Origin of the sequence: Micromonospora vinacea (assembly GCF_015751785.1) — a bacterium.
Classification (GTDB): domain Bacteria; phylum Actinomycetota; class Actinomycetes; order Mycobacteriales; family Micromonosporaceae; genus Micromonospora; species Micromonospora vinacea.
In genome coordinates, this window is record NZ_JADOTY010000001.1 from 4,523,110 (window position 1) to 4,546,360 (window position 23,251).

19 protein-coding genes and 1 tRNA gene are annotated in these 23,251 nt (G+C 72.8%); 18 read left to right on the plus strand and 2 right to left on the minus strand.

What is annotated here, in order from left to right; translation table 11 throughout:
- Positions 1-42: 42 nt before the first annotated feature.
- Complete coding sequence (locus IW249_RS21345) at positions 43-1,062, minus strand: helix-turn-helix domain-containing protein (protein ID WP_196922370.1); 1,020 nt, start codon at positions 1,060-1,062, stop codon at positions 43-45.
- Positions 1,063-1,151: 89 nt separating this feature from the next.
- On the opposite strand from IW249_RS21345, the gene recN reads away from it, so the two are divergent.
- The 9 genes from recN to IW249_RS21390 all read left to right on the plus strand — a co-directional run bounded on the left by recN (position 1,152) and on the right by IW249_RS21390 (position 13,971).
- Positions 1,152-2,909 (plus strand): DNA repair protein RecN, encoded by a 1,758-nt coding sequence (recN, locus tag IW249_RS21350; protein ID WP_196922371.1) that lies wholly within the window; start codon positions 1,152-1,154, stop codon positions 2,907-2,909.
- A gap of 119 nt (positions 2,910-3,028) precedes the next feature.
- The gene (gene steA / locus IW249_RS21355; protein ID WP_124773929.1) at positions 3,029-4,207 is read left to right on the plus strand and encodes a putative cytokinetic ring protein SteA; all 1,179 of its coding nucleotides are present in this window, start codon (positions 3,029-3,031) and stop codon (positions 4,205-4,207) included.
- A gap of 27 nt (positions 4,208-4,234) precedes the next feature.
- Positions 4,235-5,176 carry a copper transporter gene (locus IW249_RS21360; protein ID WP_196922372.1) on the plus strand — a complete coding sequence of 314 codons (942 nt, stop codon included), beginning with the start codon at positions 4,235-4,237 and terminating at the stop codon, positions 5,174-5,176.
- A gap of 67 nt (positions 5,177-5,243) precedes the next feature.
- Positions 5,244-6,110 (plus strand): hypothetical protein, encoded by an 867-nt coding sequence (locus tag IW249_RS21365; protein WP_196922373.1) that lies wholly within the window; start codon positions 5,244-5,246, stop codon positions 6,108-6,110.
- A 1-nt stretch (position 6,111) separates the two neighbouring features.
- Positions 6,112-7,794, plus strand: coding sequence for a murein biosynthesis integral membrane protein MurJ (murJ, locus tag IW249_RS21370; protein ID WP_196922374.1), 1,683 nt, complete (start codon positions 6,112-6,114; stop codon positions 7,792-7,794).
- Positions 7,791-8,969: a glycosyltransferase family 4 protein gene (locus IW249_RS21375; protein WP_372432987.1), complete on the plus strand. Its 1,179-nt coding sequence runs from the start codon at positions 7,791-7,793 to the stop codon at positions 8,967-8,969. The genes murJ and IW249_RS21375 overlap by 4 nt, the downstream gene beginning before the upstream one ends.
- Positions 8,969-11,374: a hypothetical protein gene (locus tag IW249_RS21380; protein WP_231392601.1), complete on the plus strand. Its 2,406-nt coding sequence runs from the start codon at positions 8,969-8,971 to the stop codon at positions 11,372-11,374. Before IW249_RS21375 ends, IW249_RS21380 begins: the two co-directional genes overlap by 1 nt.
- Before the next feature lie 163 nt (positions 11,375-11,537).
- Positions 11,538-13,289 (plus strand): CTP synthase, encoded by a 1,752-nt coding sequence (gene pyrG / locus IW249_RS21385; protein WP_112697923.1) that lies wholly within the window; start codon positions 11,538-11,540, stop codon positions 13,287-13,289.
- Positions 13,290-13,365: 76 nt separating this feature from the next.
- The gene (locus IW249_RS21390) at positions 13,366-13,971 is read left to right on the plus strand and encodes an NUDIX domain-containing protein (RefSeq protein ID WP_196922375.1); all 606 of its coding nucleotides are present in this window, start codon (positions 13,366-13,368) and stop codon (positions 13,969-13,971) included.
- A gap of 83 nt (positions 13,972-14,054) precedes the next feature.
- Here the strand turns inward: IW249_RS21390 and IW249_RS21395 are convergent, their stop codons facing one another.
- Positions 14,055-14,330, minus strand: a complete 276-nt coding sequence (locus tag IW249_RS21395) for a TM2 domain-containing protein (protein WP_196922376.1) — start codon at positions 14,328-14,330, stop codon at positions 14,055-14,057.
- Positions 14,331-14,623: 293 nt separating this feature from the next.
- On the opposite strand from IW249_RS21395, the gene ald reads away from it, so the two are divergent.
- The 9 genes from ald (at position 14,624) to IW249_RS21440 (ending at position 23,141) form a co-directional block, all read left to right on the plus strand.
- A complete protein-coding gene (ald, locus tag IW249_RS21400) occupies positions 14,624-15,739 on the plus strand; it encodes an alanine dehydrogenase (RefSeq protein ID WP_196922377.1) in 1,116 nt (371 codons plus the stop codon).
- A gap of 38 nt (positions 15,740-15,777) precedes the next feature.
- Complete coding sequence (locus IW249_RS21405; RefSeq protein ID WP_196922378.1) at positions 15,778-16,743, plus strand: site-specific tyrosine recombinase XerD; 966 nt, start codon at positions 15,778-15,780, stop codon at positions 16,741-16,743.
- Positions 16,744-16,923: 180 nt separating this feature from the next.
- A complete protein-coding gene (locus IW249_RS21410; RefSeq protein WP_030487987.1) occupies positions 16,924-17,847 on the plus strand; it encodes a ParA family protein in 924 nt (307 codons plus the stop codon).
- Positions 17,848-17,888: 41 nt separating this feature from the next.
- Positions 17,889-18,926, plus strand: coding sequence for a segregation and condensation protein A (locus tag IW249_RS21415; protein ID WP_307788657.1), 1,038 nt, complete (start codon positions 17,889-17,891; stop codon positions 18,924-18,926).
- A complete protein-coding gene (gene scpB / locus IW249_RS21420; protein ID WP_196922380.1) occupies positions 18,919-19,824 on the plus strand; it encodes an SMC-Scp complex subunit ScpB in 906 nt (301 codons plus the stop codon). Before IW249_RS21415 ends, scpB begins: the two co-directional genes overlap by 8 nt.
- The gene (locus IW249_RS21425; RefSeq protein ID WP_196922381.1) at positions 19,811-20,581 is read left to right on the plus strand and encodes a pseudouridine synthase; all 771 of its coding nucleotides are present in this window, start codon (positions 19,811-19,813) and stop codon (positions 20,579-20,581) included. Before scpB ends, IW249_RS21425 begins: the two co-directional genes overlap by 14 nt.
- 195 nt (positions 20,582-20,776) lie before the next feature.
- The gene (cmk, locus tag IW249_RS21430; protein WP_196922382.1) at positions 20,777-21,457 is read left to right on the plus strand and encodes a (d)CMP kinase; all 681 of its coding nucleotides are present in this window, start codon (positions 20,777-20,779) and stop codon (positions 21,455-21,457) included.
- Entirely contained in the window at positions 21,454-22,857 is a 1,404-nt protein-coding gene (gene der / locus IW249_RS21435; RefSeq protein ID WP_196922383.1) for a ribosome biogenesis GTPase Der, read from the plus strand. The genes cmk and der overlap by 4 nt, the downstream gene beginning before the upstream one ends.
- Positions 22,858-23,067: 210 nt before the next feature.
- Positions 23,068-23,141: transfer RNA gene (locus IW249_RS21440), tRNA-Pro, on the plus strand.
- Positions 23,142-23,251: the final 110 nt, after the last annotated feature.

Sequence of the window (23,251 nt, forward strand, 5' to 3'; positions counted from 1 at the left end):
TTGAGGGGGTCCGCCGTCGGTCGACGGCGGACCCTCTCCGCGTCAGAGCCAGCCGCGGCGGGCCACCTGGAACGCCAACCCGGGCCGGGTGTCCACGCCGGCGGCGGCCATCAGGTCGGCGATCCGTCGTTGCACGGTGCGCCGGCTCACCCCGAGCTGGGAGGCGATGGACTTGTCCGGTACGCCCGCCACGAACAGCGACAGCAACCGGGCCTCGTCGGCGTCGGGCTGGTAACCGTCGCCCGGCTGGTTCTCCGGCTCCGGCCGTCGCGCCTCCGGCGTCGCGACGGCGAGCGGGTCGTCCAGCCGCAGCCGGGTTGCCACCCGCCAGTGACTTTCGAAGAGGGCGAGCAGGGCGTCGAGCAGTTGGCTGCGGCCGATCACGGCGGCGCTCGGTTCGCCGCCGTCGCGGTCCGGCACCAACGGGCAGATGGCCGTGCGGGCGTCCACGATGGCCAGTCGGACCGGCAGCCGGTCCAGGACGCGGGCCTGCTCACCGGCGGCGACCCCCTTGGCCAGGTCGGCCAACGCGCCCGGCTCCAGCAGCAGGTCCCGTTCGTAGATGGCCCGGTAGTTCACCCCACGGGCCAGCGCGTCGAACTCCTCGACGTTCTCCGGGCCGGCCATGGCCAGGGGATTGGCCCGGCAGAACCAGAGCACCTCGGTCCGCGCCGAGTTCTGCAGATCGCGTAGGCGGTCGCGAAGAACCCGGGCGCCGGTGATCACCTCCACCAGGTGGTCGACGTGGTGTCGGCGCAGCCCGGAGCGGTACTCCTCGGCCAACTGGGTGACCAGTCGGCGGGCCGACTCCAGGTCCTCCTGGCGGCGCAGCAGCGTCCCGCCGAGGGCGACGTCCGGGGCGGTCGGGCGCAGCGGGGCGTCCGGGTCGTTGTCGGTGGGCTGTACGAGGCCCTTGCCGCGCAACGCCTCGACCTGGGCGACGACCTGCTCACGGGGCCGGTGCAGGCGAACGGCCAACTCGTCGATGCGGGCCGTGGTGAGCTGGAGCAGGCAGCGGTAGAGCTCCTCCTCAGCCGAGGTCAGGCCGATCACGTCCCACACGGGGCAGAACTGTACGTCGGCCGGGTACGGGCCGTACCCGGGCCCGTCGGCTGGTCAAGTGTCGGGCCTCGCGTCTACTGTCGGTGGCTGTGCTGGAAGAGCTGCGCATCACCGGACTGGGCGTCATCGAAGACACCACGCTGCCGTTGACCGGCGGCATGAACGTCATCACCGGCGAGACCGGTGCGGGCAAGACGATGGTGGTCACCGGCCTCGGCCTGCTCTTCGGCGGCCGGGCCGACGCCGGGCGGGTCCGCGCCCAACCCGGCCGGGCGGTGGTGGAGGGGCGGCTGCGGCTGCACGGGCGGGTCGGCGACGCCGTGCACGCGCGGATCATCGAGGCCGGTGGCGAACCCGACGAGGACGGCTCGGTGCTGCTGAGCCGCACGGTGACGGTGGAGGGGCGCTCGCGCGCGCACGTCGGCGGCCGGAGCATGCCGGTGTCGATGCTCGGTGAGGTCGGCGAGCAGGCGGTCGCCGTGCACGGCCAGTCCGACCAGCTGCGGCTGCTGCGCCCGGCCGAGCAGCGGGCCGCGCTGGACCGGTTCGCCGGCCCCGCGCACGAGAAGCTGCTCGACGCGTTGCGCGAGGCGTACACGGGATGGCGTCGGGTCGTCGACGACCTGGCCGACCGGCGGCGCAACGCCCGCGAGCGTAACCAGGAGGCCGACCTGCTGCGGTTGGGCCTCGACGAGATCACCCGGGTCGATCCGCAGCCCGGTGAGGACGACGAGCTGAAGACCGAGGCGCAGCGGCTGGAGCACGCCGAGGGCCTGCGCACGGCCGCGCAGATCGCCCAGCAGTGCGTGGCCGGTGGCGTGGAGGCCTCCGACGAGACACCGGACGCGGCGGCGCTGCTCGGCACCGCCCGGCGGACCCTGGAGGCGCAGTCCGGCACCGATCCGGCGCTCGGTGAGCTGGCGGCCCGCCTGGAGGAGGCGGCCACGCTGGTCACCGACGTGTCCGCGGAGCTGTCGGCGTACCTGGCGACGTTGGACGCCGACCCGGCCCGGTTGCAGCACGTCTACGAGCGGCGGGCGGCGCTGCGCGCGTTGACCCGTAAGTACGCCGACGACGTCGACGGGGTGATCGCCTGGGCCGACCGGGCGCGCACCCGACTGTCCGACCTGGACATGTCCGACGACGTGCTCGACGAGTTGGAGCGGGAGGGCCAGCGCCTCGCCGTCGAGGTGGCCGACCTCGCCGGGCGGGTGTCCACCTCCCGGCAGGAGGCGGCGGTCCGCTTCGCCGACCAGGTCACCGTCGAGCTGGCCGGGTTGGCCATGCCGCACGCGCGGATCGAGGTGGCGGTGCTGCCCCGTCCGGCCGGGCGCGCCGAGCCGACGTTGGCGGTCAACGGCGTCGAGGTGGGTGTCACAGCGGACGGCGGTGACGAGGTGGAGCTGCGGTTGCTGGCCCACCCGGGCGCGCCGTCGCTGCCGTTGCAGCGCGGTGCCTCCGGCGGTGAGCTGTCCCGGGTGATGCTCGCCATCGAGGTCGTGTTCGCCGGCTCGGGTGGCCCGCCCACGTTGGTCTTCGACGAGGTCGACGCGGGGGTCGGGGGTCAGGCGGCGGTGGAGATCGGCCGCCGGTTGGCCCGGCTGGCCCGCAGCCACCAGGTGTTGGTGGTCACACACCTGCCGCAGGTGGCCGCGTTCGCCGACCGGCACCTGGTGGTGGCGAAGGACACCGGCGGTGCGGTGACGACCAGCGGGGTGCGGGTGGTGGAGGACACCGAGCGGGCCCGGGAGTTGGCGCGCATGCTGGCGGGTTTGCCCGATTCAGATCTGGGTATCGCCCATGCCGAGGAGCTTCTGGCAGTGGCCGCCAAGGAAAGGCGGTTGTGACGCCGCGTATTGTGAGCGCAAGCACACCGGCTTGTGCCGGTGTGTGCTTCCCTGGGTAGGCGGCCCTGCTCAGGCATGTCGCGACAGAAAAGCCTGCCTCACATGCCAGGATGGTCACGATGCGTCTACCCACGTTGCGCCGGAACCGGAACTCCGAACCGGGCAGAGTCCTCGGCACCGCGCGCCTTGACCGCCGGACGAAACGCCTGGTCGGTCGGCTGCGCCCCGGTGACATCGCGGTCATCGACCACGTCGACCTGGACCGGGTGGCGGCCGACTCGCTCGTCGCCGTCGGGGTCGCGGCGGTGCTCAACGCCAAGCCCTCGGTCTCCGGTCGTTACCCGAACCTCGGCCCGGAGGTGTTGATCGCCGCCGGCATTCCGCTCCTCGACGACCTGGGTGAGGGCGTCTTCGAGCGGATCCGCGAGGGCGACCAGGTGCGCATCGAGGGCAACACTGTCTTCGCCGGTGACGAGCCGGTGGCGCACGGCAGCCTCCAGGACGCCGAGTCGGTCGGCAAGGCGATGGCCGACGCCCGGGAGGGCCTGTCGGTGCAGTTGGAGGCGTTCGCCGCCAACACGATGGACTACCTGCGCCAGGAACGCGACCTGCTGCTCGACGGTGTCGGGGTGCCGGACATCGAGACCCAGATCCAGGGTCGGCACTGCCTGATCGTGGTGCGCGGCTACGACTACAAGGCCGACCTGGATGTGCTGCGCCCGTACATCCGGGAGTTCAAGCCGGTGCTCATCGGCGTCGACGGCGGCGCGGACGCCCTGGTCGAGGCCGGCTACACCCCGGACATGATCATCGGGGACATGGATTCGGTCACCGACGACGTGCTGCGCTGCGGCGCCGAGGTGATCGTGCACGCGTACCCGGACGGGCGCGCGCCCGGCCTGCCCCGGGTCAACGGCCTCGGTGTGCCGGCGATCACCTTCCCGGCGGCGGCGACCAGCGAGGACCTGGCCATGCTTCTCGCCGACGAGAAGGGTGCCTCGCTGCTTGTTGCGGTCGGCACCCATGCCACCCTCGTCGAGTTCCTCGACAAGGGCCGTGGCGGGATGGCCTCGACGTTCCTGACCCGGCTGAAGGTCGGCGGCAAGCTGGTCGACGCCAAGGGGGTGAGCCGGCTCTACCGGCAGAGCATCTCCGGCTCGTCGCTGCTGCTGCTGGTGCTGTCGGCGATCGCGGCGATGGCGTCCGCGGTGGCCGTGTCAACCGTCGGGAAGGCGTACCTGGGCGTCGTCGCCGAGTGGTGGGACAATTTCGTGTTCCAGCTGTACCGGCTCTTCTAGTTCCCGACCGATCAAGAGGCTGCAAGCGTGATCAACTTCCGCTACCACGTGGTGTCCCTCACCGCGGTCTTCCTGGCTCTGGCGATCGGTCTGGTGGTCGGCACAGCCGCCCTCAACGGCCCGGTCGCCGACTCGCTCGAGGGGCAGGTCACCGGGCTGCGCAAGGACAACCAACACTGGCGCCAGACGGTCAGCAACATGGAGAAGCAACTCGCGCTGGAAGAGGAGTTCGCCGAGGAGATCTCCCAGGTCGTCCTGCCCGGCACCCTCGCCGGGCGTCGGGTCGTGGTGCTCAGCCTGCCCAACGGGCGTGACCACACCGAGGGCGTGCTGAAGAAGCTCCAGCTGGCCGGGGCCACCATCACCGGCCAGGTCGACCTGCAGGACAAGTTCATCAACCCGGACAACAACTCCAACCTGCTGGAGTTGGCCGTCACCGCGGCCCGCCCGACCGCGCAGACCACCGGCCTGCCGGGCAACGGGCACGGCGTGGAGACCTCCAGCGCGCTGCTGGCCAGCGTCCTGCTGGACCGTGCCCAGGGCGTCACGCCGGTGAGCGACGCCGACCGGCGGGCGGTGCTCGCCGCCTACAACAACGCCGGCTACCTGACCACCGACAGCAACAAGGTCACCGCCTCGGCGGAGGCGGTCGTCGTGGTCAGCGGTCAGCCGTACGTCGACAAGGACTCCGACAAGCGGGACGAGTCGGTCGTCAAGATCGCCGAACAGTTCGACCGCACCGGGTCGATCGTGGTGGCCGGCAACGGTTCCGTCGGCGGCAACCTGGTCGGCGTGGTGCGCGGCGACCCGGTGCTCGCCCAGACCATCTCCACGGTCGACAACGCCAACACCGTGCAGGGCCAGGTGGTCACCACCCTCGCCCTGGTGCAGCAACTCACCGAGAAGAAGGCAGGGCAGTACGGCGTCGGCGACAATGCCCCGTCGCTGCTGCCTAGACTGCCCCAGTGAGCGAACGACGTACCCCCGTGTCCGGATCCGACCAGGTGGCGTGTTGCCGCGCCAGCGAGGTGGCGGCGTGAGCGCGCTGGGCCGGCTGCTGATCGCCGGCGCGGGAGCCGCGGCGGCCCGGTACGCGCTGCGTGAGGCACGCACCTCGCCGGCCGGGCCCGCGTTGGAGCGCACCAACTTCCGTGGCCGCACGGTGAGCCTGGCCGCCGGGCCGGCGCTGGCCGCCGGCGCGGCTGCCGCTGGCGCGTTCGGTGCCACCGGCGGCGCGGCCGGTGGAGCCGCCCTGGTCGCCGGTCTCGGCGCGGGCAGCGTCGGCCTGTACGACGACGTGGTCGGCGCGCGGCCGGAGCAGAAGGCGGCCAAGGGCTTCGCCGGGCACCTCGCCGCGCTGCGCGAGGGGCGGGTCACCGCCGGTCTGGTCAAGGTCGTCGGGGTGGGTGCCGCCGGGCTGGGCGCCGCCGCGCTGCTCGCCGCCGACCCCCGGGTCGCCGCGCACCCGCGCCGGCAGCGGCACGGCGCGTTCGGTCGGGGTGTCGACGTGCTGCTCGGCGCCGGCGTGATCGCCGGCACGGCCAACCTGCTGAATCTGCTCGACCTGCGGCCGGGCCGCGCCCTCAAGTCCGGGCTGCTGCTCGCCGCGCCGCTGACCGGTGGCCCGCAGGGCGGAATCGCCGCGGGCGCGGCCGGCGCCGCCGCCGGCCTGCTCCGCGACGACCTGGCCGAGGACGTGATGCTCGGCGACAGTGGCGCGAACGCGCTCGGGGCGCTGCTCGGCGTCGCGCTCGCCGCCCGTACCGGCCCGCTCGGCCGGGCCGGTCTGCTCGCCGTCCTCGCCGGGCTCACCGCCGCCAGCGAGAAGGTCAGCTTCACGGCGGTGATCCAGCGGACCCCGGGGCTGCGCGAACTCGACGCACTGGGCCGACGCGCCGACTGACGTGACCAGACCGGCACCCCTCGCCGGCGCCGGCCGGCTGGCCGGGGCAGCCGCGCTCATCGCCGTCCTCACCGTGGCCAGCCGACTCGCCGGGTTCGGCCGCACCGCCGTGTTCACCTGGGTGGTCGAGCAGAGCGACCTCGGCGGCATGTACGTCATCGCGAACACGGTGCCGAACATCGTCTTCGAGATCGTCGCGGGCGGGGCGTTGGCCAGCCTGGTCGTGCCCCTGCTGGCCGGGGCAGTCGCGGCCGAGGACCGGCGGGCGGTGGCGGCCACCACCGGCGCCCTGCTCACCTGGACGGTGAGCCTGCTGGTTCCCCTCGCCGTGCTCGTCGTCCTGTTCGCCGACCCGATCATCTCGCTGATCAGCGAGGGACGATCGGCGGCGGAACTCGCCGCCGGCGCCCGGATGCTGCGCGTGTTCGCCCCGCAGTTGCCGCTCTACGGGATCGGCATCGTGCTCACCGGCGTCCTGCAGGCACACCGACGCTTCGCCTGGCCGGTCATCGCGCCGCTGCTGTCCAGCCTCACAGTGGTCGTCGTCTACGTGGCCTTCGGCGCCGCCCAGGGGCGGGGCGTGTCGGTGGCCCAGGTGGGCCGCAGCGGCGAACTGCTCCTCTCCGGCGGCACCACGCTGGGCGTGGTCGTGCTGTCGCTCTCGCTGCTGATCCCGCTGCGGCGGCTGCGGCTGCGGCCCCGGTTCGGGTACGCCTTCACCGCCGACGCGCGGGCGCGGATCGGCGGGCTCGCCACGGCCGGCGCGGTGACGGTGGCGGCACAGCAGATCGCGCTCCTGGTGGTCCTGAACCGGGTCTCCGGGGGCCCCACCGGCTCCCCGCAGGTGTTCAACCTGGCCCAGGCGATCTATCTGCTGCCGTGGGCGGTCCTCGCCGTGCCGTTGGCGGTGGCGTCCTATCCCACCCTGGCCGCCGCCAGCGCCGCCGGGGACGAGGACGGTTACCGACGGACCCTGTCCGGCGCGACGCGGGGCGTGCTGCTCTTCAGCTGCCTGGGCGTCGCGGCGTTGATCGGTACCGCGCAGCCGATCGCCGCCCTCTTCTACCCGGACAATCCGGCGTCCACCGCGGCGGCCATCAGCGGGTTCGCGCCGGGACTGCTCGGCTACGGCCTGTTCGCGGTGCTGTCCCGGGCGCTGTACGCGCGCGGCGACACCCGGTCGGCGACGGTGGCGATCACCCTCGGCTGGCTGGCCGTTCCGGCCGTGGCGGTGCCGTTGACGGTGCTGCTGCCCACCGCCGACCGGGTGCTCGCGGTGACGTCCGCCAACTCGGTGGGGATGCTGGTGCTCGGCGCGTTGCTGCTCGTGGCGGTGCGGTGCGGCGCCGGCCGCCCCGCCCTCGCGGGTGCGGCCCGGGCCGGGGCGGCCGGTGGCCTCGCCGGAGTGCTCGCCGGGCTCGCCGGGCTGGGCCTCACCCGTTGGCTCAACGGGTCGGACGACGGCACCCCGACGATCGCGGCGGCGTTGGGTCAGGGCATGCTGTCCGGGGTTCTGGTTGGGGTGGTGTTCCTCGCCGTGGTCTGGTTCGTCGACCGGCGGGACGTAGCGCCACTGCTCGCCGGGGCGGTGCGGCGTCTGGGCCGGCGGGGGTCGTCCGGCGGTGCGCCGCCGGACACGGGCTCCCCGCAGCGGGGCGACGGGAAGGAGACGGTGGGCCAGTGAGCGCGGGACATGATCCAGCTCTGCCCGCCGGGTGGTCGGGCACCGTCGCGTTGGTGCTCGCGTCCAGCACCGGTGGGGTCGGCCAGCACGTCCGCTCGGTGGCCCGTGGCCTCGTCGCGGGCGGCGCCACCGTCCTGGTGTGCGGGCCGGCCGCCACACAGGAACAGTTCGACTTCACCGGTGTCGGTGCCCGGTTCGCGCCGGTGGAGATCCCGGCCAGCCCGACTCCGGCCGACGCCCGGGCGGTGCTCGCGCTGCGTCGGGTGCTCGCCGCCGCTCACGTCGACGTGGTGCACGCGCACGGCCTGCGGGCCGGGTTGGTCGCCGTGCTGGCCCGTCCGACCGCCCCGCTGGTCGTCACCTGGCACAACGCGGTGCTCGCGGGAGGGCTGCGGGGCGGGGTGTCCCGGCTCGTCGAACGGGTGGTGGCCCGGGGCGTCCGGGTGGCGCTCGGGGCTTCCTCGGACCTGGTGCGACGGGCCGCCGAGGTGGGCGCCGCCGACGCCCGGCTCGCCCCGGTCGCCGCGCCGACGCTGCCCGCGCCGCGTCGACGCCCGGCGGCGGTACGCGCCGAGTTCGGTGTCCGCCCGGACCAGCCGCTGATCCTCTCGGTCGGCCGGCTGCACCCGCAGAAGCGTTACGACGTGCTGATCGACGCGGCGGCCCGCTGGCGTACGCGTACCCCGCCGCCGGTCGTGGTGATCGCGGGCAGTGGGCCGGCGTATCTGCCGCTCGCCGCGCGGACCTCGGCGGCCCGTGCCCCGGTGACCCTGCTGGGGCACCGCACCGACGTGGCCGACCTCCTCGCCGGCGCCGACCTGGCGGTGGTGACCAGCGACTGGGAGGCGCGGCAGCTCTTCGCCCAGGAGGCGCTGCGCGCCGGTGTGCCGCTGGTGGCCACTCAGGTGGGCGGCCTCCCGGAGCTGGTCGGCGACGCCGCCACGTGGGTGCCCGCCGGTGACGTGGACGCTGTCGACGCGGCCGTACGCGCGTTGCTGGACGACCCGGCGGCGCGGGCGGAGCTGGGCCGGCGTGGCGCCGAACGGGCGGCGACCTGGCCGACCGAGGAGGACACCGTCGCCACGCTCGTCGCCCTCTACGTCGAGCTGGCCGGGGATCCCGGTGGCCCGGCGACCGCCCCGGGCTCCGACGCCCCGAGAACGGGACACCGGTGATGTTGCGCCGAATCGCCCCCGCCCTGTTGACAGTGCTCGTGGTGGCGCTGGGCGTCACCGCGCTCGCCGCCCGCCCACCCCAGGGCACACCGCAACGCACCGCCGACTTCGTGGTGCTCGCCGGGATCGCCGGGCTGCGCTGGGAGGACGTGGATCCGCAGAGCACCCCGACGCTGTGGCGGATGGCCCAGGACGGGTCGATCGGCTCCCTGTCGGTGCGTTCCGCGCACCGGCCCACCTGCCCGGTGGACGGCTGGTTGACCCTCGGCGCGGGCAGCTTCGCCGCGTGGAACGGCAGCCGGTCGGTCGACGGTTGCCCGTCGGCGGGGGTGACTGTCGAACAGCCGGACGGCATCGGCGCGAACCTGCCCGACCAGGAGAGCGTGGTCCAGTACAACCAGCAGCGACTGCCCTGGGGCGCAATGCCCGGCTCGTTGTCCGAGTCGGTGCGGTGCTCCGTCGCCGTGGGCCCGGGCGCGGCGGTGGCCGCCGCCCGACCGTTCGGCCGCGTCGACCGGTACGCGTCCGGGCTGCCGGCCGACCCGCGGCCGCTGCTCGGCTCGTGTGTGCTGAGCATCGTCGACCTCGGCACTGTCGAGGGGGAGGATCCGGCGACCCGCGCCGAGGAGGCCCGCGCGGCGGACGCCGAGCTGGCCCGGGTGCTGGCGGCGCGACCGCCGAGGTCGTTGGTGCTGGTCGCGGGGATCTCCGACACCACCCAGCCGGCACGGCTGCACGTGGCGGTCGCCGACGGGCCGGGCTGGGAGCGGGGGTGGCTCACCTCGGCCAGCACCGGCCGAGACGGGTACCTGCAACTTGTCGACCTCGCGCCGACCGCCCTCGCCGCGTTGGGCCGGCCCATGCCGGAGCGGCTCTTCCTCGGCCGTCCGGCGATCAGCACCGGCGGCCGTCCGGCCGACCTGGCCGAGGCCATCGACGCTCCGGCGAACGCCGACCGGGAGGCGGCGGCCCAGCGCTCCGTCTCCGGTGTGTTCTTCGCGCTGCTCGCCGGGGTGCAGGTGCTGCTGGCGCTCGCCATCCTGCCGCTGCTGCGCCGGGCCCGTCCGCACGCCGGCCCGGCCGGCCCGACGCCCGTCTCCGGGCGGGTCGTGGCGGTGGTGGAGCTGCTGCTGGTCGCCGCGGCGTTGACGGTGCCGGCGGCGCTGCTGGCCGACGCGGTGCCCTGGTGGCGCGGTGAGCACCCCGGGTGGATCTTCGCCGGGGTGACAGCGCTGCTGGTGGCCGCCGGCACCGCGGCGGTGCGGTTCGCCCCCGGGTACGCGGGCACCCTGGGACCCCTCGGCGCGGTGGCCGGCCTCACCACGCTCGTGGTCGGGCTGGACGTGCTCACCGGGGCCCGCCTCCAGCTCAACGGCGTGGTCGGCTACTCCGCGTTGCAGGGCGGCCGGTACGCCGGGCTGAGCACTGTGGGGTTGGGGGTGTTCCTCGCCGGCGCGTTGCTCACCGGCGGCTGGTTCGCCCAACGGGTGCACCGGGGCTGGCGGCCGGCGGTGATGGTGGCGGTGGGTGGTCTCGCCGTGGTGGTGGTCGGCAGCCCGTACCTGGGTGCCGACCCGGTCGGCGCGATCGCGCTCACCGCGGGGGTGAGCGTCGCCGCCGTGATCAGTGCCGGCGGCTGGTTGACGATCAGCCGGCTGGCCTGGGCCACCATGGCCGCGCTGGCGGTCGGCATCGGGTTCGCCGTGGTGGACCTGCGGCGCCCTCCGGGGGAGCGGGGCAGCCTGGGCCGGTTCCTCTCCGCGCTCGGTGACGGCACCGGCGGGTTCGCCGTGCACCGGTCCAGCACGGAGAACTTCGAGACGTTGGTCAACAGTCCGCTGACCGTGCTGGCGCTGGCCGGCGGGTTGCTGGTGTGGTTCGCCCTGTTGCAGCCGTGGGGTGGCCTGATGCGGCTGTTCGGCATCTACCCGGCGGTCCGGGCCGCGCTGGCCGGCACCGTGGTCGCCGCGGTGCTCGGTGGCGTGCTCGACGGCGCGGCACTGGACCTGATGGGCGCTGCCGCCGCCCTGGTGGTGCCGATGGCCGCCCTGGCGTCGCTGCGGGTGCTCGGGCACGCCGCGGACCGGACCCGGCCGGCAACGGGCCGCCCCCGCGCCGACGACGACTCCGGGCCCGGCGGGGTCGGCCCGGTCGGTGGGGGTGACGGCCCGTCCGGCGGTGGTGGGCCACTGGGCGCGGTGCACCCCCGCCCGATCAGCGGCCCGCCCGCGAGCGTGCCGGCGAAGGTCACCCAACCGGCGTCGGACCCTCCGGGCGACCGCCGTGAGGACGCCGACGAGCCGGTCGACCCGACCGCGAGCGGGTCGACTCCGGACTCCGCGCCGACGGTGCCCGTACCGCCCCGGCAGGTCTCCCGGTCATCGACGGAGGTTGCCGCGCCCTGAGCGCCGGACCTCGTCTGGATGGCCCGGAGGTGTCGCAGCCGGGGTGCGGCCTGCGGGTACCCGCCCGGGAGGTGTTACCGTCGAATCCCGTGGATCGCGTGATCACTTTGCTGATCAAGCACGGCGGTCTGCATGACCGCGACAGACGACACGGGAGCAGGCCTTGGCCCCATCAGCACGGACGACCAGGCACATTTTCGTCACCGGGGGCGTCGCCTCCTCGCTGGGTAAGGGCCTCACCGCCTCCAGCCTCGGCAACCTGCTGACCGCGCGCGGGCTGCGCGTGGTGATGCAGAAGCTCGACCCCTACCTGAACGTCGACCCGGGGACGATGAACCCGTTCCAGCACGGTGAGGTCTTCGTCACCGAGGACGGCGCCGAGACCGACCTCGACGTCGGGCACTACGAGCGGTTCCTCGACCGGGCGCTGTCCGGCAAGGCGAACGTCACCACCGGCCAGATCTACTCCGACGTGATCGCCAAGGAGCGGCGCGGCGAGTACCTGGGCGACACCGTCCAGGTCATCCCGCACATCACCAACGAGATCAAGTCGCGGATCCTGGCGATGGCCGACCCGGACGAGGACGGCCAGCTCCCCGACGTGGTGATCACCGAGGTCGGTGGCACGGTCGGCGACATCGAGTCGCTGCCGTTCCTGGAGGCGATCCGTCAGGTCCGCCACGACCTGGGCCGCGACAACTGTTTCTACCTGCACGTCTCGCTGGTGCCGTACCTGGCGCCGTCGGGTGAGCTGAAGACCAAGCCGACCCAGCACTCGGTGGCGCAGCTGCGCAACATCGGTATCCAGCCGGACGCGATTGTGCTCCGCTGCGACCGGGAGATCCCGGTGAAGCTCAAGGAGAAGCTGTCGCTCTACTGCGACGTGGACGCCGAGGCGGTCGTCGCCGCCCCGGACGCCCCGAGCATCTACGACATCCCGAAGGTGCTGCACCGGGAGGGGCTCGACGCGTACGTGGTGCGCCGGCTCGGCCTCTCCTTCCGGGACGTGGACTGGGCCAGCTGGGACGACCTGCTGGAGCGGGTGCACCGCCCCCGGCACACGGTCACCGTCGCGGTGGTCGGCAAGTACGTCGACCTGCCCGACGCGTACCTGTCGGTCAGTGAGGCGATCCGGGCGGCGGGCTTCGGCCACCGGGCCCGGGTGCAGCTGCGCTGGGTGCCCAGCGACGAGTGCGTCACCCCGGCCGGCGCCGCGGCGGCGTTGGCCGGCGTGGACGGCATCCTCATCCCCGGCGGCTTCGGCGTACGCGGCATCGAGGGCAAGATCGGCACCGCCCGGTACGCCCGCGAGGCCGGCATCCCGCTGCTCGGCCTCTGCCTCGGCCTGCAGTGCATGACCATCGAGGTGGCCCGGCACCTGGCCGACCTGGACGGCGCCAACTCGTTGGAGTTCGACGAGCAGGCGGCCCACCCGGTCATCGCCACGATGGCCGACCAGGAGGACATCGTCGCCGGCCGGGGCGACCTGGGCGGCACCATGCGGCTGGGCGCGTACCCGGCGACGCTGACCGAGGGCTCGATCGTCGCCGAGGCGTACGGCAGCACCGAGATCAGCGAGCGGCACCGGCACCGGTACGAGGTGAACAACGCCTACCGGGACGCGCTGACGAAGGCGGGCCTGCACATCTCCGGCACGTCGCCGGACGGCCGGCTGGTCGAGTTCATCGAGCTGGACCGGAGCCTGCACCCGTTCTTCGTGGCCACCCAGGCGCACCCCGAGTTGAAGAGCCGTCCGACCCGTCCGCACCCGCTGTTCGCCTCGTTCGTCAAGGCCGCGGTGGCGTACTCGCAGGCCGACCAGCTGCCGGTCGACCTGGACGCGGCGGCGGAGGCCCCGACGACGCGCAAGGCCGCCCGCAACGGCGCCGCGACCAAGGCGTCGTCGGCCTCGTGAGCGAGCGCAGCGAGCGAACCAGCAGGCTCAGCAGCGTGGCGTCTCGCGCCGTCGTCGAGCGTAGCGAGTCGACGGCGTGAGCGCCGTCGAGCACCGCTACGAGGTGCGTTCCCGGCAGGAGCGGTACCGGGGGCGGATCTTCGACGTGGTCACCGAGGAGGTGACCATGCCGGGCGGCGGCACCGGGCTGCGTGACCTCGTCCGGCACGTGGGGGCGGTGGCCGTGGTGGCGCTCGACGACGCCGGCCAGGTGGTGCTGATCCGGCAGTACCGGCACGCGGTCGGCCGGCACCTGTGGGAGCTGCCGGCCGGCCTGATGGACGTCTCCGGCGAGGAGTTGCCGGCCGCGGCGCTGCGGGAGCTGGCCGAGGAGGCCGACCTCACCGCCGGGCGGGTCGACGTGCTGGTGGACCTGCACAGCTCGCCGGGGTTCACCAACGAGATCGTCCGGGTGTTCCTGGCCCGCGACCTCGGCGACGTGCCGGCCGACGAGCGGCACGAGCGCCACGACGAGGAGGCCGACCTCCAGGTCGTCCGGATCGACCTGGACGAGGCGGTCGCCATGGTCCTGGCCGGTGAGGTCACCAACGCGGCCGCGGTGGCCGGGCTGCTGGCCGCGGCCCGCGCCCGGGACACCGGCTTCACGCAGCTGCGCCGGGCGGACGCGCCGCTGCCGCGCTGAGCGTCGCCGCCGGTCCAGCCGGTGGGGGAGTACGCGCCAAAGGGGCCCCGCGGTCAACCGCGGGGCCCCTTTCGCTGTCTGGTCTAGGAGTCGCGCAGCGGACGGCCCTGCGCGTCCGTACCGCCGTTGACCAGGATGAGGATGCCGTCGATGACGCCCCAGAGAGCGCCGACGCCGCAGGTCACCACGCTCACGACGAGCTGGAGAACGGCGATCTTGGTGTGTCCGGTGTAGAACCGACCGGCACCGAAGGTGCCGAGCAGGATGCCGAGGATGCCCGCGACGATCTTGCTCTTGTCGGAGACGCCCTGTGGGTACCCCGGCTGGGGGTAACCGGGCTGGTAAGGAGGAGTGGTCATGGGCGGACACATTAGTGATCCACTCGCCGGCTGTCCGCACCGCCACCCGGCAGATGGGACGATAATGGTGAAACACTGTCCTGTCGGCTGAGGGTGATGCGCGATCGCCGAATCCCGGCGGTGCCCTGACACTTCGTCAGGACACCCGGGCACCGGATGCCACTGTGCTGGCTCGCGGCGGCGCCGGGCGCGCCTAGACTGCCGCCGCGGGACCGGTGTACCGCGATGGCAAAGGGGCCGTCGCGGCACCGAGCAGTCGGGGGAGAGCAGCCCCGAAGAGAGGTGTCTGCATCGTGAAGGTCGGAATCCCACGCGAGGTCAAGAACCACGAGTACCGCGTGGCGATCACGCCAGCGGGCGTCAACGAGTTCACCCGCAGTGGCCACCAGGTCTTCGTCGAGTCCGGCGCCGGGGTTGGCTCCAGCATCACCGACGAGGAGTTCGCCACCGCCGGCGCGACGATCCTCGCCACCGCCGACGAGGTGTGGGAGACCGCCGAACTGGTGCTCAAGGTCAAGGAGCCGATCGCCGAGGAGTACCACCGGATGCGCGAGGGGCAGGTGCTCTTCACCTACCTGCACCTGGCCGCCTCCAAGGAGTGCACCGACGCGCTGATCGACCGCCGGGTCACCGGCATCGCCTACGAGACCGTCGAGCTGCCCGACCGGTCGCTGCCGCTGCTCGCCCCGATGTCCGAGGTCGCCGGCCGGCTCGCCCCGCAGGTGGGCGCCTTCTACATGATGCGCACCGGCGGTGGGCGTGGTGTGCTGCCCGGCGGTGTCTCCGGCGTGTACGCGGCCAAGACCGTGGTCATCGGCGCCGGCGTCTCCGGCATGAACGCCGCCGCGATCGCGCTGGGCCTGCAGTCCGAGGTGCTGCTGCTGGACAAGAACGTCGCCCGGCTGCGGCAGGCCGACGCGATCTACCGGGGCCACCTGCAGACCGTCGCCTCCAACGCGTACGAGGTCGAGCGGGCCGTGCTCGACGCCGACCTGGTCATCGGCGCGGTGCTGGTGCCCGGCGCGAAGGCCCCGACACTGATCTCCAACGAGCTGGTCTCCCGGATGAAGCCGGGCAGCGTGCTTGTCGACATCGCCATCGACCAGGGCGGCTGCTTCGAGGACTCGCGCCCCACCACGCACGCCGACCCGGTCTACAAGGTGCACGAGTCGATCTTCTACTGCGTCGCGAACATGCCCGGCGCGGTGCCGAACACCAGCACCTACGCGCTGACCAACGTCACCCTGCCGTACGCCCTTGAACTGGCCAACCAGGGCTGGCGCGAGGCGCTGCGCAACGACCCGGCGCTGGCGCTGGGCCTCAACACCCACGCCGGTCAGGTCACCTACGGCCCGGTGGCCGAGGCGCACGGCATGGACGTGCTCCCGCTGGCCGACGCGCTGGCCTGAACGGTGGCGGGCTGACCGGCGGCACGGACACCGCCGGCGTGGGTGCTCCACCCACGCCGGCGCTGCGCCGTGCCGTTCGCGGTTACCTCGACCACCTGACCGTCGAACGTGGCCTCTCCGCGAACACGCTCGCCTCGTACCGTCGGGATCTGGACCGCTATCTCGCGACCCTGGCCGAGGCCGGCGTCACCGACCTCGCGTCGGTCGGCGCCGGCCTCGTCGAGTCGCACCTGGCGCGGCTGCGCGCCGGCGACGACGTCCACCCGCCGCTGGCGGTGTCCTCCGCCGCCCGCGCGGCCAGCGCGGTACGCGGCCTGCACCGCTTCGCGCTGCGCGAGGGGTTGGCCGGCGCCGATCCGAGCCGCGACGTCCGCCCGCCCACGCCGCCCCGGCGGCTGCCCCGGGCGCTTCCGGTCGACGACGTGGTCCGGCTGCTGGAGACGGCCGCTCCGATCACCGCGACCGGCGACGACGCGCCCCTCGCGCTGCGCGACAGGGCGCTGCTGGAGTTCCTGTACGGCACCGGCGCGCGCATCTCCGAGGCGGTCGGCGCCGCCGTGGACGACCTCGACACCGACGAGGGCACGGTGCTGCTGCGCGGCAAGGGCGGCCGGGTGCGGCTGGTGCCCATCGGCGGGTACGCCGTCGACGCGGTCCGCGCCTACCTGGTCCGGGCGCGCCCCGGGCTGGCCGCCGCCGGCCGGGGCACCCCGGCGGTGTTCCTCAACGCCCGGGGCGGCGCGCTGTCCCGCCAGGGCGCCTGGGGCATCTTGCGCCGCGCCGCCGACCGGGCCGGGCTGCCCGTCGACGGGCCCGCCGCCGTCTCCCCGCACACCCTGCGCCACTCGTACGCCACCCACCTGCTCGACGGCGGCGCCGACGTCCGGGTGGTCCAGGAACTGCTCGGCCACGCGTCGGTGACCACCACCCAGGTCTACACGTTGGTCACCGTGGAGCGGTTGCGCGAGGTGTACGCCACCGCGCATCCGCGCGCCCTGGGCTGAACCGGTCGCTGTCGACGCCGACACGCCGGGCCGGTGCCGAACCCCCTGCTGGTCGGTGGCGTACAGTCGGCATCGGCGCGGACCTCCTGGGGCGACACGACCGGGGTGCGCAGCGGCGCCGCGAAGGACGTCGGACGGCTCCGACGCCGGGTGGGGTCGTCGGGAGGGGGCAACGAGCACATGGCTGGCAACGGTGACCGTGCCGAGACCTGGACGTCGGAGCTCCGCGAGCAGCAGGCCACGCTCGGCGCGGACCTGGGTCCTGCGGACCCGGCTGCCTACACGATGCGTAAGCCCATTCCCGAGCCGATGCCCACCGATCGGCACGGCCCCGCGCGCATCATCGCGATGGCCAACCAGAAGGGTGGCGTCGGCAAGACGACCACCACCATCAACCTGGGCGCGGCGCTCGCCGAGTACGGCCGCAAGGTGCTGCTGGTCGACTTCGACCCGCAGGGCGCGCTCTCGGTGGGCCTGGGCGTCAACCCGCACAACCTCGACCTGTCCATCTACAACCTGCTCATGCAGGACGACATCATCGCCGAGGACGTCGTCATCAAGACCGACGTGGCGGGCCTGCACCTGCTGCCGGCCAACATCGACCTCTCCGCCGCCGAGATCCAGCTCGTCAACGAGGTCGCCCGGGAGATGGCCCTGGCCCGGGTCCTGCGCACGGTGCGCAAGGAGTACGACTACATCCTGATCGACTGTCAGCCGTCGCTCGGCCTGCTGGCGATCAACGCGCTGACCGTCGCACACGGCGTGCTCATCCCGCTGGAGTGCGAGTTCTTCAGCCTGCGCGGTGTGGCACTGCTGCTGGACACCATCGACAAGGTGCGCGAGCGGCTCAACTTCGACCTGGAACTCGAAGGCATCCTCGCCACCATGTACGACAGCCGCACCACGCACTGCCGCCAGGTCCTCCAGCGGGTGGTGGAAGCGTTCGGCGACAAGGTCTACCAGACCGTCATCACCAAGACGGTGAAGTTCCCCGAGTCCACCGTGGCCGGTGCCCCCATCACGACGATGGACCCGGCCTCCTCCGGGGCACGTAACTACCGTCAACTGGCCCGCGAGGTGATCGCCGCCCAGTCGGAGCGGTAGCCGGAACGCCCGGTGCCCGACTCGTGGACTACGGTCGTCCGGTGACCGCGCCACCCCTCGACCCGCCCGAGACCGCCGACGCGGCAGTGGTCGACGGTGTGCCGCCCGTCGATCCCACTGCCAGTGGCTTCACTGTTCGACTGGCCAACTTCACCGGCCCGTTCGACCTGCTGCTGCAACTGATCGGCAAGCACAAACTCGACGTCACCGAGGTGGCCCTGCACACGGTCACCGACGAGTTCATCGCCTACATCAGGGCGATGGGCGACGACTGGGACCTGGACGAGGCCAGCGAGTTCCTGCTGATCGCCGCGACCCTGCTCGACCTGAAGGCGGCCCGACTGCTGCCCGCCGCCGAGGTGGAGGACGAAGCCGACCTCGCCCTGCTGGAGGCACGGGACCTGCTCTTCGCCCGGCTGTTGCAGTACAAGGCGTACAAGGAGGCGGCGGCGCACATCGCCGAGCTGGAGGCCGTCGGCGGCCGGCGCTACCCGCGCGCGGTCAGCCTGGAACCCCGCTACGCCGAGGCGCTACCCGACCTGGTGCTCGGCATCGGCCCCCAGCGGCTGCTGAAGCTGGCAGTGAAGGCGATGACCCCGAAGCCGGTGCCGGAGGTCTCCATCGCCCACGTGCACATGGTGCGGGTCAGTGTCCGGGAACACGCGGCCATCCTCGCCGCCCGGCTGCGCCGGGCCGGCACCGCCACGTTCTCGCTGCTCTGCGCCGACTGCGAGGCCACCCTGGAGGTGGTGGCCCGGTTCCTCGCCCTGCTGGAGCTGTACCGGGAGGGCCTCGTCTCCTTCGTTCAGGAGCAGGCACTGGAGGAGCTCACAGTGCGCTGGACCGGCCCGGCCGACGGCGACACCGAGCTGCACGTCGACGAGTACGCCGGCACCCCGGCCGACCTGGAGCCGCCGGGGCCTGGTGGGCCTGAGCCGCCGGGGGCTGAGCCGGCGGGGGCTGGGTCTGAGCCGGCGGCGGGGCCCGAGCCTGCGTCGGTGGAGCCCGGCTCTGAGCCGGTGGGGGAGGCCGGCGGGCCGGATGGGACGGGAATGACGGAGGGTGCGCGGGATGACTGACGAGCAACGCCGGGACTCGCTGGCCGACCAGGCTGCCGCCTGGGTGCCCCCGTGGGACCGCCCCCGCCCGCCCGCCACCGAGGACACCCCCACGCCACTGGACGAGTCAGCCGCACCACCGGACACCGAAGAACCTGGTGCCGATGAGCCACAGCATGTCGAGGTGGCCTCGGAGGAAGCAGCCTCGACCTCGGAGGAGGCGGCCTCGGAGGAGGTGACCTCGGCGGGGCCGGACCTCGGTGGGGTGACGAAGGGCACGGCGGGGGAGTCGGGTGACGCTGGGGACGTACCCCGGCGGCAGCAGGCGGGGCGGCGGCGGGTGACGGCTGCGCCGGAGCCCGCGCCCGAGCTGTCCGACACCGAGCTGCGCGGCGCGTTGGAGGCGATCCTGCTGGTCGTCGACGAGCCGGTCAGCGAGCTGGTGCTGGCCCAGGTGCTGGAGCAGCCGGCCGAGCGGGTCGGGCCGATGCTCGACGAGATCGCTGCCGGTTACACAACGGCAGGGCACGGGTTCGAGCTGCGCCGGGCGGCCGGTGGGTGGCGGCTGTACACCCGGCCGGAATACGCTACGTACGTCGAGCGGTTCGTGTTGGACGGGCAGTCCGTACGACTGACCCAGGCGGCGTTGGAGACGCTCGCCGTGGTTGCGTACAAGCAGCCGGTGACCCGTTCGCGAATCTCAGCCATCCGGGGTGTGAACTGCGACGGGGTCATCCGTACGCTGGTCACCCGCGGCCTCATCGAGGAGTGCGGCACCGAAACGGACAGCGGGGCGTTCCTGTACAAGACCACCACGCTGTTCCTGGAGAAGCTCGGGCTGAACACCGTCGACGAGCTGCCGCCCCTCGCACCCTTCCTGCCCGACGACGTAGAAGAGCTTGCTGATGCGACCCGATAACCGTTCCCCGAAACCCGACGCGCCCGTCTACGAGGGGGCTGAGCGCCTGCAGAAGGTGCTCGCCGCCGCCGGCGTGGGTTCCCGGCGCGCCTGTGAGGACCTGATCTTCCGCCGCCGGGTCACCGTGGACGGGCGGGTCGCCAAGCTCGGCGACAAGGTCGACCCGGCCACCTCCGTGATCCACGTGGACGGTGAGCGCCTCCAGGTCGACATCCGCCTGGTCTACGTGGCGATGAACAAGCCGCGTGGGGTGGTCACCTCCATGGCGGACGACAAGGGACGCAACGAGCTGGCCGACTTCATCGGCGCCCGGCTGGAGCAGCGGGTCTACCACGTGGGGCGGCTCGACGCGGACAGTGAGGGCCTGCTGCTGCTCACCAACGACGGCACCCTCGCGCACAAGCTCATGCACCCCTCGTACGAGGTGCTGAAGACCTACCTCGCCGAGGTGGTCGGGCCGATCCCACGCAACCTGAGCAAGCGCCTGTTGGCCGGCGTCGAGTTGGAGGACGGGCCGGTCAAGGTCGACTCGTTCAAGGTGGTGGACACTCTGGGCAAATCCGCCCAGGTGGAGCTGAGTCTGCACGAGGGCCGCAAGCACATCGTCCGACGGCTGATGGACGAGGTCGGCCACCCGGTCACCCGGCTGGTGCGTACCTCGATCGGTCCTATCCGGCTCGGTGAACTGCGGACCGGACGGCTCCGGCGGTTGACCAACGCCGAGGTCGCCGCCCTGTTCAACGCGGTGGGTGACTGACCCCCGAGTTCGGGGTACGGCAGCCGGTAGGCTCCACCGATGGCCGGGACGCGGCCGCCCGGGTGGCGTGGGTCGCCTCCGGCGGCGTCGCGCGCGGGTTCGTCAACGCACCCGGGCATGATTGATGACGATTGACAACCGCTTGCGGCGCCAGCTCACCGGGCGATCCGTGAGGTACGGGCTGAGGAGGACACGGTGGAGGAAAACGTACGGTTCGGGCGATGTGTGGTCGCTGTGGACGGGCCGTCCGGGTCGGGTAAGTCCACCGTGTCGCGGCGGCTCGCCGCGAGCATCGGTGCGCGATACCTCGACACCGGGGCGATGTACCGGGCGATCACGTGGGCCGTGCTGCGCTCCGGCGTGGACCTCACCGACAGCGCGTCGGTGGCGAAGGTCGCCGGCGAGGTCAACCTGCGCATCGGCACCCACCCGCAGGGGTACGCCGTGACCGTCGACGGTGTGGGCGTGGACGCGGAGATCCGTGGCGCCGAGGTGACCGGCGCGGTTTCCGCCGTCGCCGCCGTGCCGGCTGTTCGTGAGCTGCTCGTCACCCGGCAGCGCGAGATGATCGCCAACGCTGGTCGGATGGTGGTCGAGGGTCGTGACATCGGCTCGATCGTGGCGCCGGACGCCGACCTGAAGGTCTTCCTGACCGCCTCCGAGGCGGCCCGTGCAGCCCGGCGCAGCGCCGAGGACGCCGCCGACGTGGCGGCCACGGCCGCCGACCTGGCGCGGCGGGACCGTCTCGACTCGACCCGCAAGGTCAACCCGCTGGCCCAGGCGCCCGACGCGGTGGTGCTGGACACCACCGAGCTGGGCATCGACGAGGTCGTGGCGCGGATGCGCGACCTGCTCACCGAGCGGGGCGTGGCATGAGCGAGGGTGCAGGGTGGGTCGAGCTTCGTGAGCCCGAACTCGTCGTCGAGGAACCGAGCGGCCCGCAGCCGGTGGTGGCTGTGGTCGGCCGCCCCAACGTGGGCAAGTCGACCCTGGTCAACCGGATCATCGGCCGCCGGCAGGCGGTCGTCGAGGACGTTCCTGGCGTGACCCGCGACCGGGTCCCGTACGACGCGCAGTGGAACGGCCGGGCGTTCACAGTGGTGGACACCGGCGGTTGGGAACCGGACGCGAAGGACCGGGCCGCGGCCATCGCCGCGCAGGCCGAGACGGCGGTCGTCACCGCCGACGTGGTGCTCTTCGTGGTCGACGCGATGGTGGGCTCCACCGACGTCGACGAGGCAGCGGTGAAGATGCTGCGGCGCAGCGCCAAGCCGGTGATCCTGGTGGCCAACAAGGCCGACAACAACTCCATCGAGATGGAGGCCACCTCGCTGTGGTCGCTCGGTCTCGGTGAGCCGTTCCCGGTGTCCGCGCTGCACGGACGCGGCTCCGGCGACCTGCTGGACGCCATCCTCGCCGCGCTGCCGGAGGCACCGGCGATCGTGGAGAACCGTCCGCGCGGGCCGCGCCGGGTGGCGCTGGTCGGCCGGCCGAACGTCGGCAAGTCCAGCCTGCTCAACCGGTTCTCCGGTGAGGAGCGGGCGGTCGTCGACTCGGTGGCGGGCACCACTGTGGACCCGGTGGACAGCCTTGTCGAGATCGGCGGTCAGACCTGGCAGCTGGTGGACACCGCCGGACTGCGCAAGCGGGTCGGCAAGGCCAGCGGCACCGAGTACTACGCCAGCCTGCGTACCGCCGGCGCGATCGAGGCCGCCGAGGTGGCCGTGGTGCTGCTGGACTCCAGCGAGCCGATCAGCGAGCAGGACCAGCGGATCCTGTCGATGGTGACCGAGTCGGGCCGGGCGCTGGTCATCGCGTTCAACAAGTGGGACCTGGTCGACGCCGACCGTCGGTACTACCTGGACAAGGAGATCGACCGGGAGTTGCGCCGCATCCCCTGGGCGATCCGGCTGAACCTGTCGGCGATGACCGGCCGTGCCGTGGACAAGCTGGCCCCCGCCCTGAACAAGGCGTTGGCCAGCTGGGAAACCCGCGTGCCGACCGCGCACCTCAACCAGTGGCTGACCGCGCTGGTGCAGGCCACCCCCCACCCGGTACGTGGTGGGCGGGCGCCGCGGATCCTGTTCGCGACGCAGGCCGGTGTGGCGCCGCCACGGTTCGTGCTCTTCACCACCGGCCCGCTGGACGCCGGCTACCAGCGCTTCGTCGAGCGCAAGCTCCGCGAGGAATTCGGGTACGAGGGCAGCCCGATCGAGATCTCGGTCCGCCCGCGTAAGAAGCTCGGCCCCGGCGGCAGAGGCAAGGCGCACGGCTGACGCGGTCCAGCACTCCTGATGCCGGATGGGCGACCCCGCCCATCCGGCATTTCCCTGTCCAACCCCACCCTCCTAGGACGCTTTGGGGAGTGTGCGGTAGCTCGTTGTGGGATGGTTCGGCTACCTCGCGATGCCGGTGGGGCCTGTGCGGACGACTCAGAGCTGCTGCGCTAAGCTGTACCGGCTGCCGCGGGGGAAACCACGCGGGGGCGGGACGTGGCGCAGCTTGGTAGCGCACTTGACTGGGGGTCAAGGGGTCGTCGGTTCGAATCCGGCCGTCCCGACTGGTATTCACCAGCGGATATAGAAGATCATGTGTGGTCTTGCGGTAACGCTGGCGGTAACGGAGATCGCTTAACGTGGGTTGCATCCCTCGATCCCGTTACTGCGGAGG

Excerpts from the sequence above, each read along its gene's own strand:
- steA (WP_124773929.1), top strand. The coding sequence starts at position 3,029 with ATGCGTCTACCCACGTTGCGCCGGAACCGGAACTCCGAACCGGGCAGA.
- IW249_RS21380 (WP_231392601.1), top strand. The coding sequence starts at position 8,969 with ATGTTGCGCCGAATCGCCCCCGCCCTGTTGACAGTGCTCGTGGTGGCG.
- IW249_RS21395 (WP_196922376.1), bottom strand. The coding sequence starts at position 14,330 with ATGACCACTCCTCCTTACCAGCCCGGTTACCCCCAGCCGGGGTACCCA.
- IW249_RS21410 (WP_030487987.1), top strand. The coding sequence starts at position 16,924 with ATGGCTGGCAACGGTGACCGTGCCGAGACCTGGACGTCGGAGCTCCGC.
- scpB (WP_196922380.1), top strand. The coding sequence starts at position 18,919 with ATGACTGACGAGCAACGCCGGGACTCGCTGGCCGACCAGGCTGCCGCC.
- IW249_RS21425 (WP_196922381.1), top strand. The coding sequence starts at position 19,811 with ATGCGACCCGATAACCGTTCCCCGAAACCCGACGCGCCCGTCTACGAG.
- der (WP_196922383.1), top strand. The coding sequence starts at position 21,454 with ATGAGCGAGGGTGCAGGGTGGGTCGAGCTTCGTGAGCCCGAACTCGTC.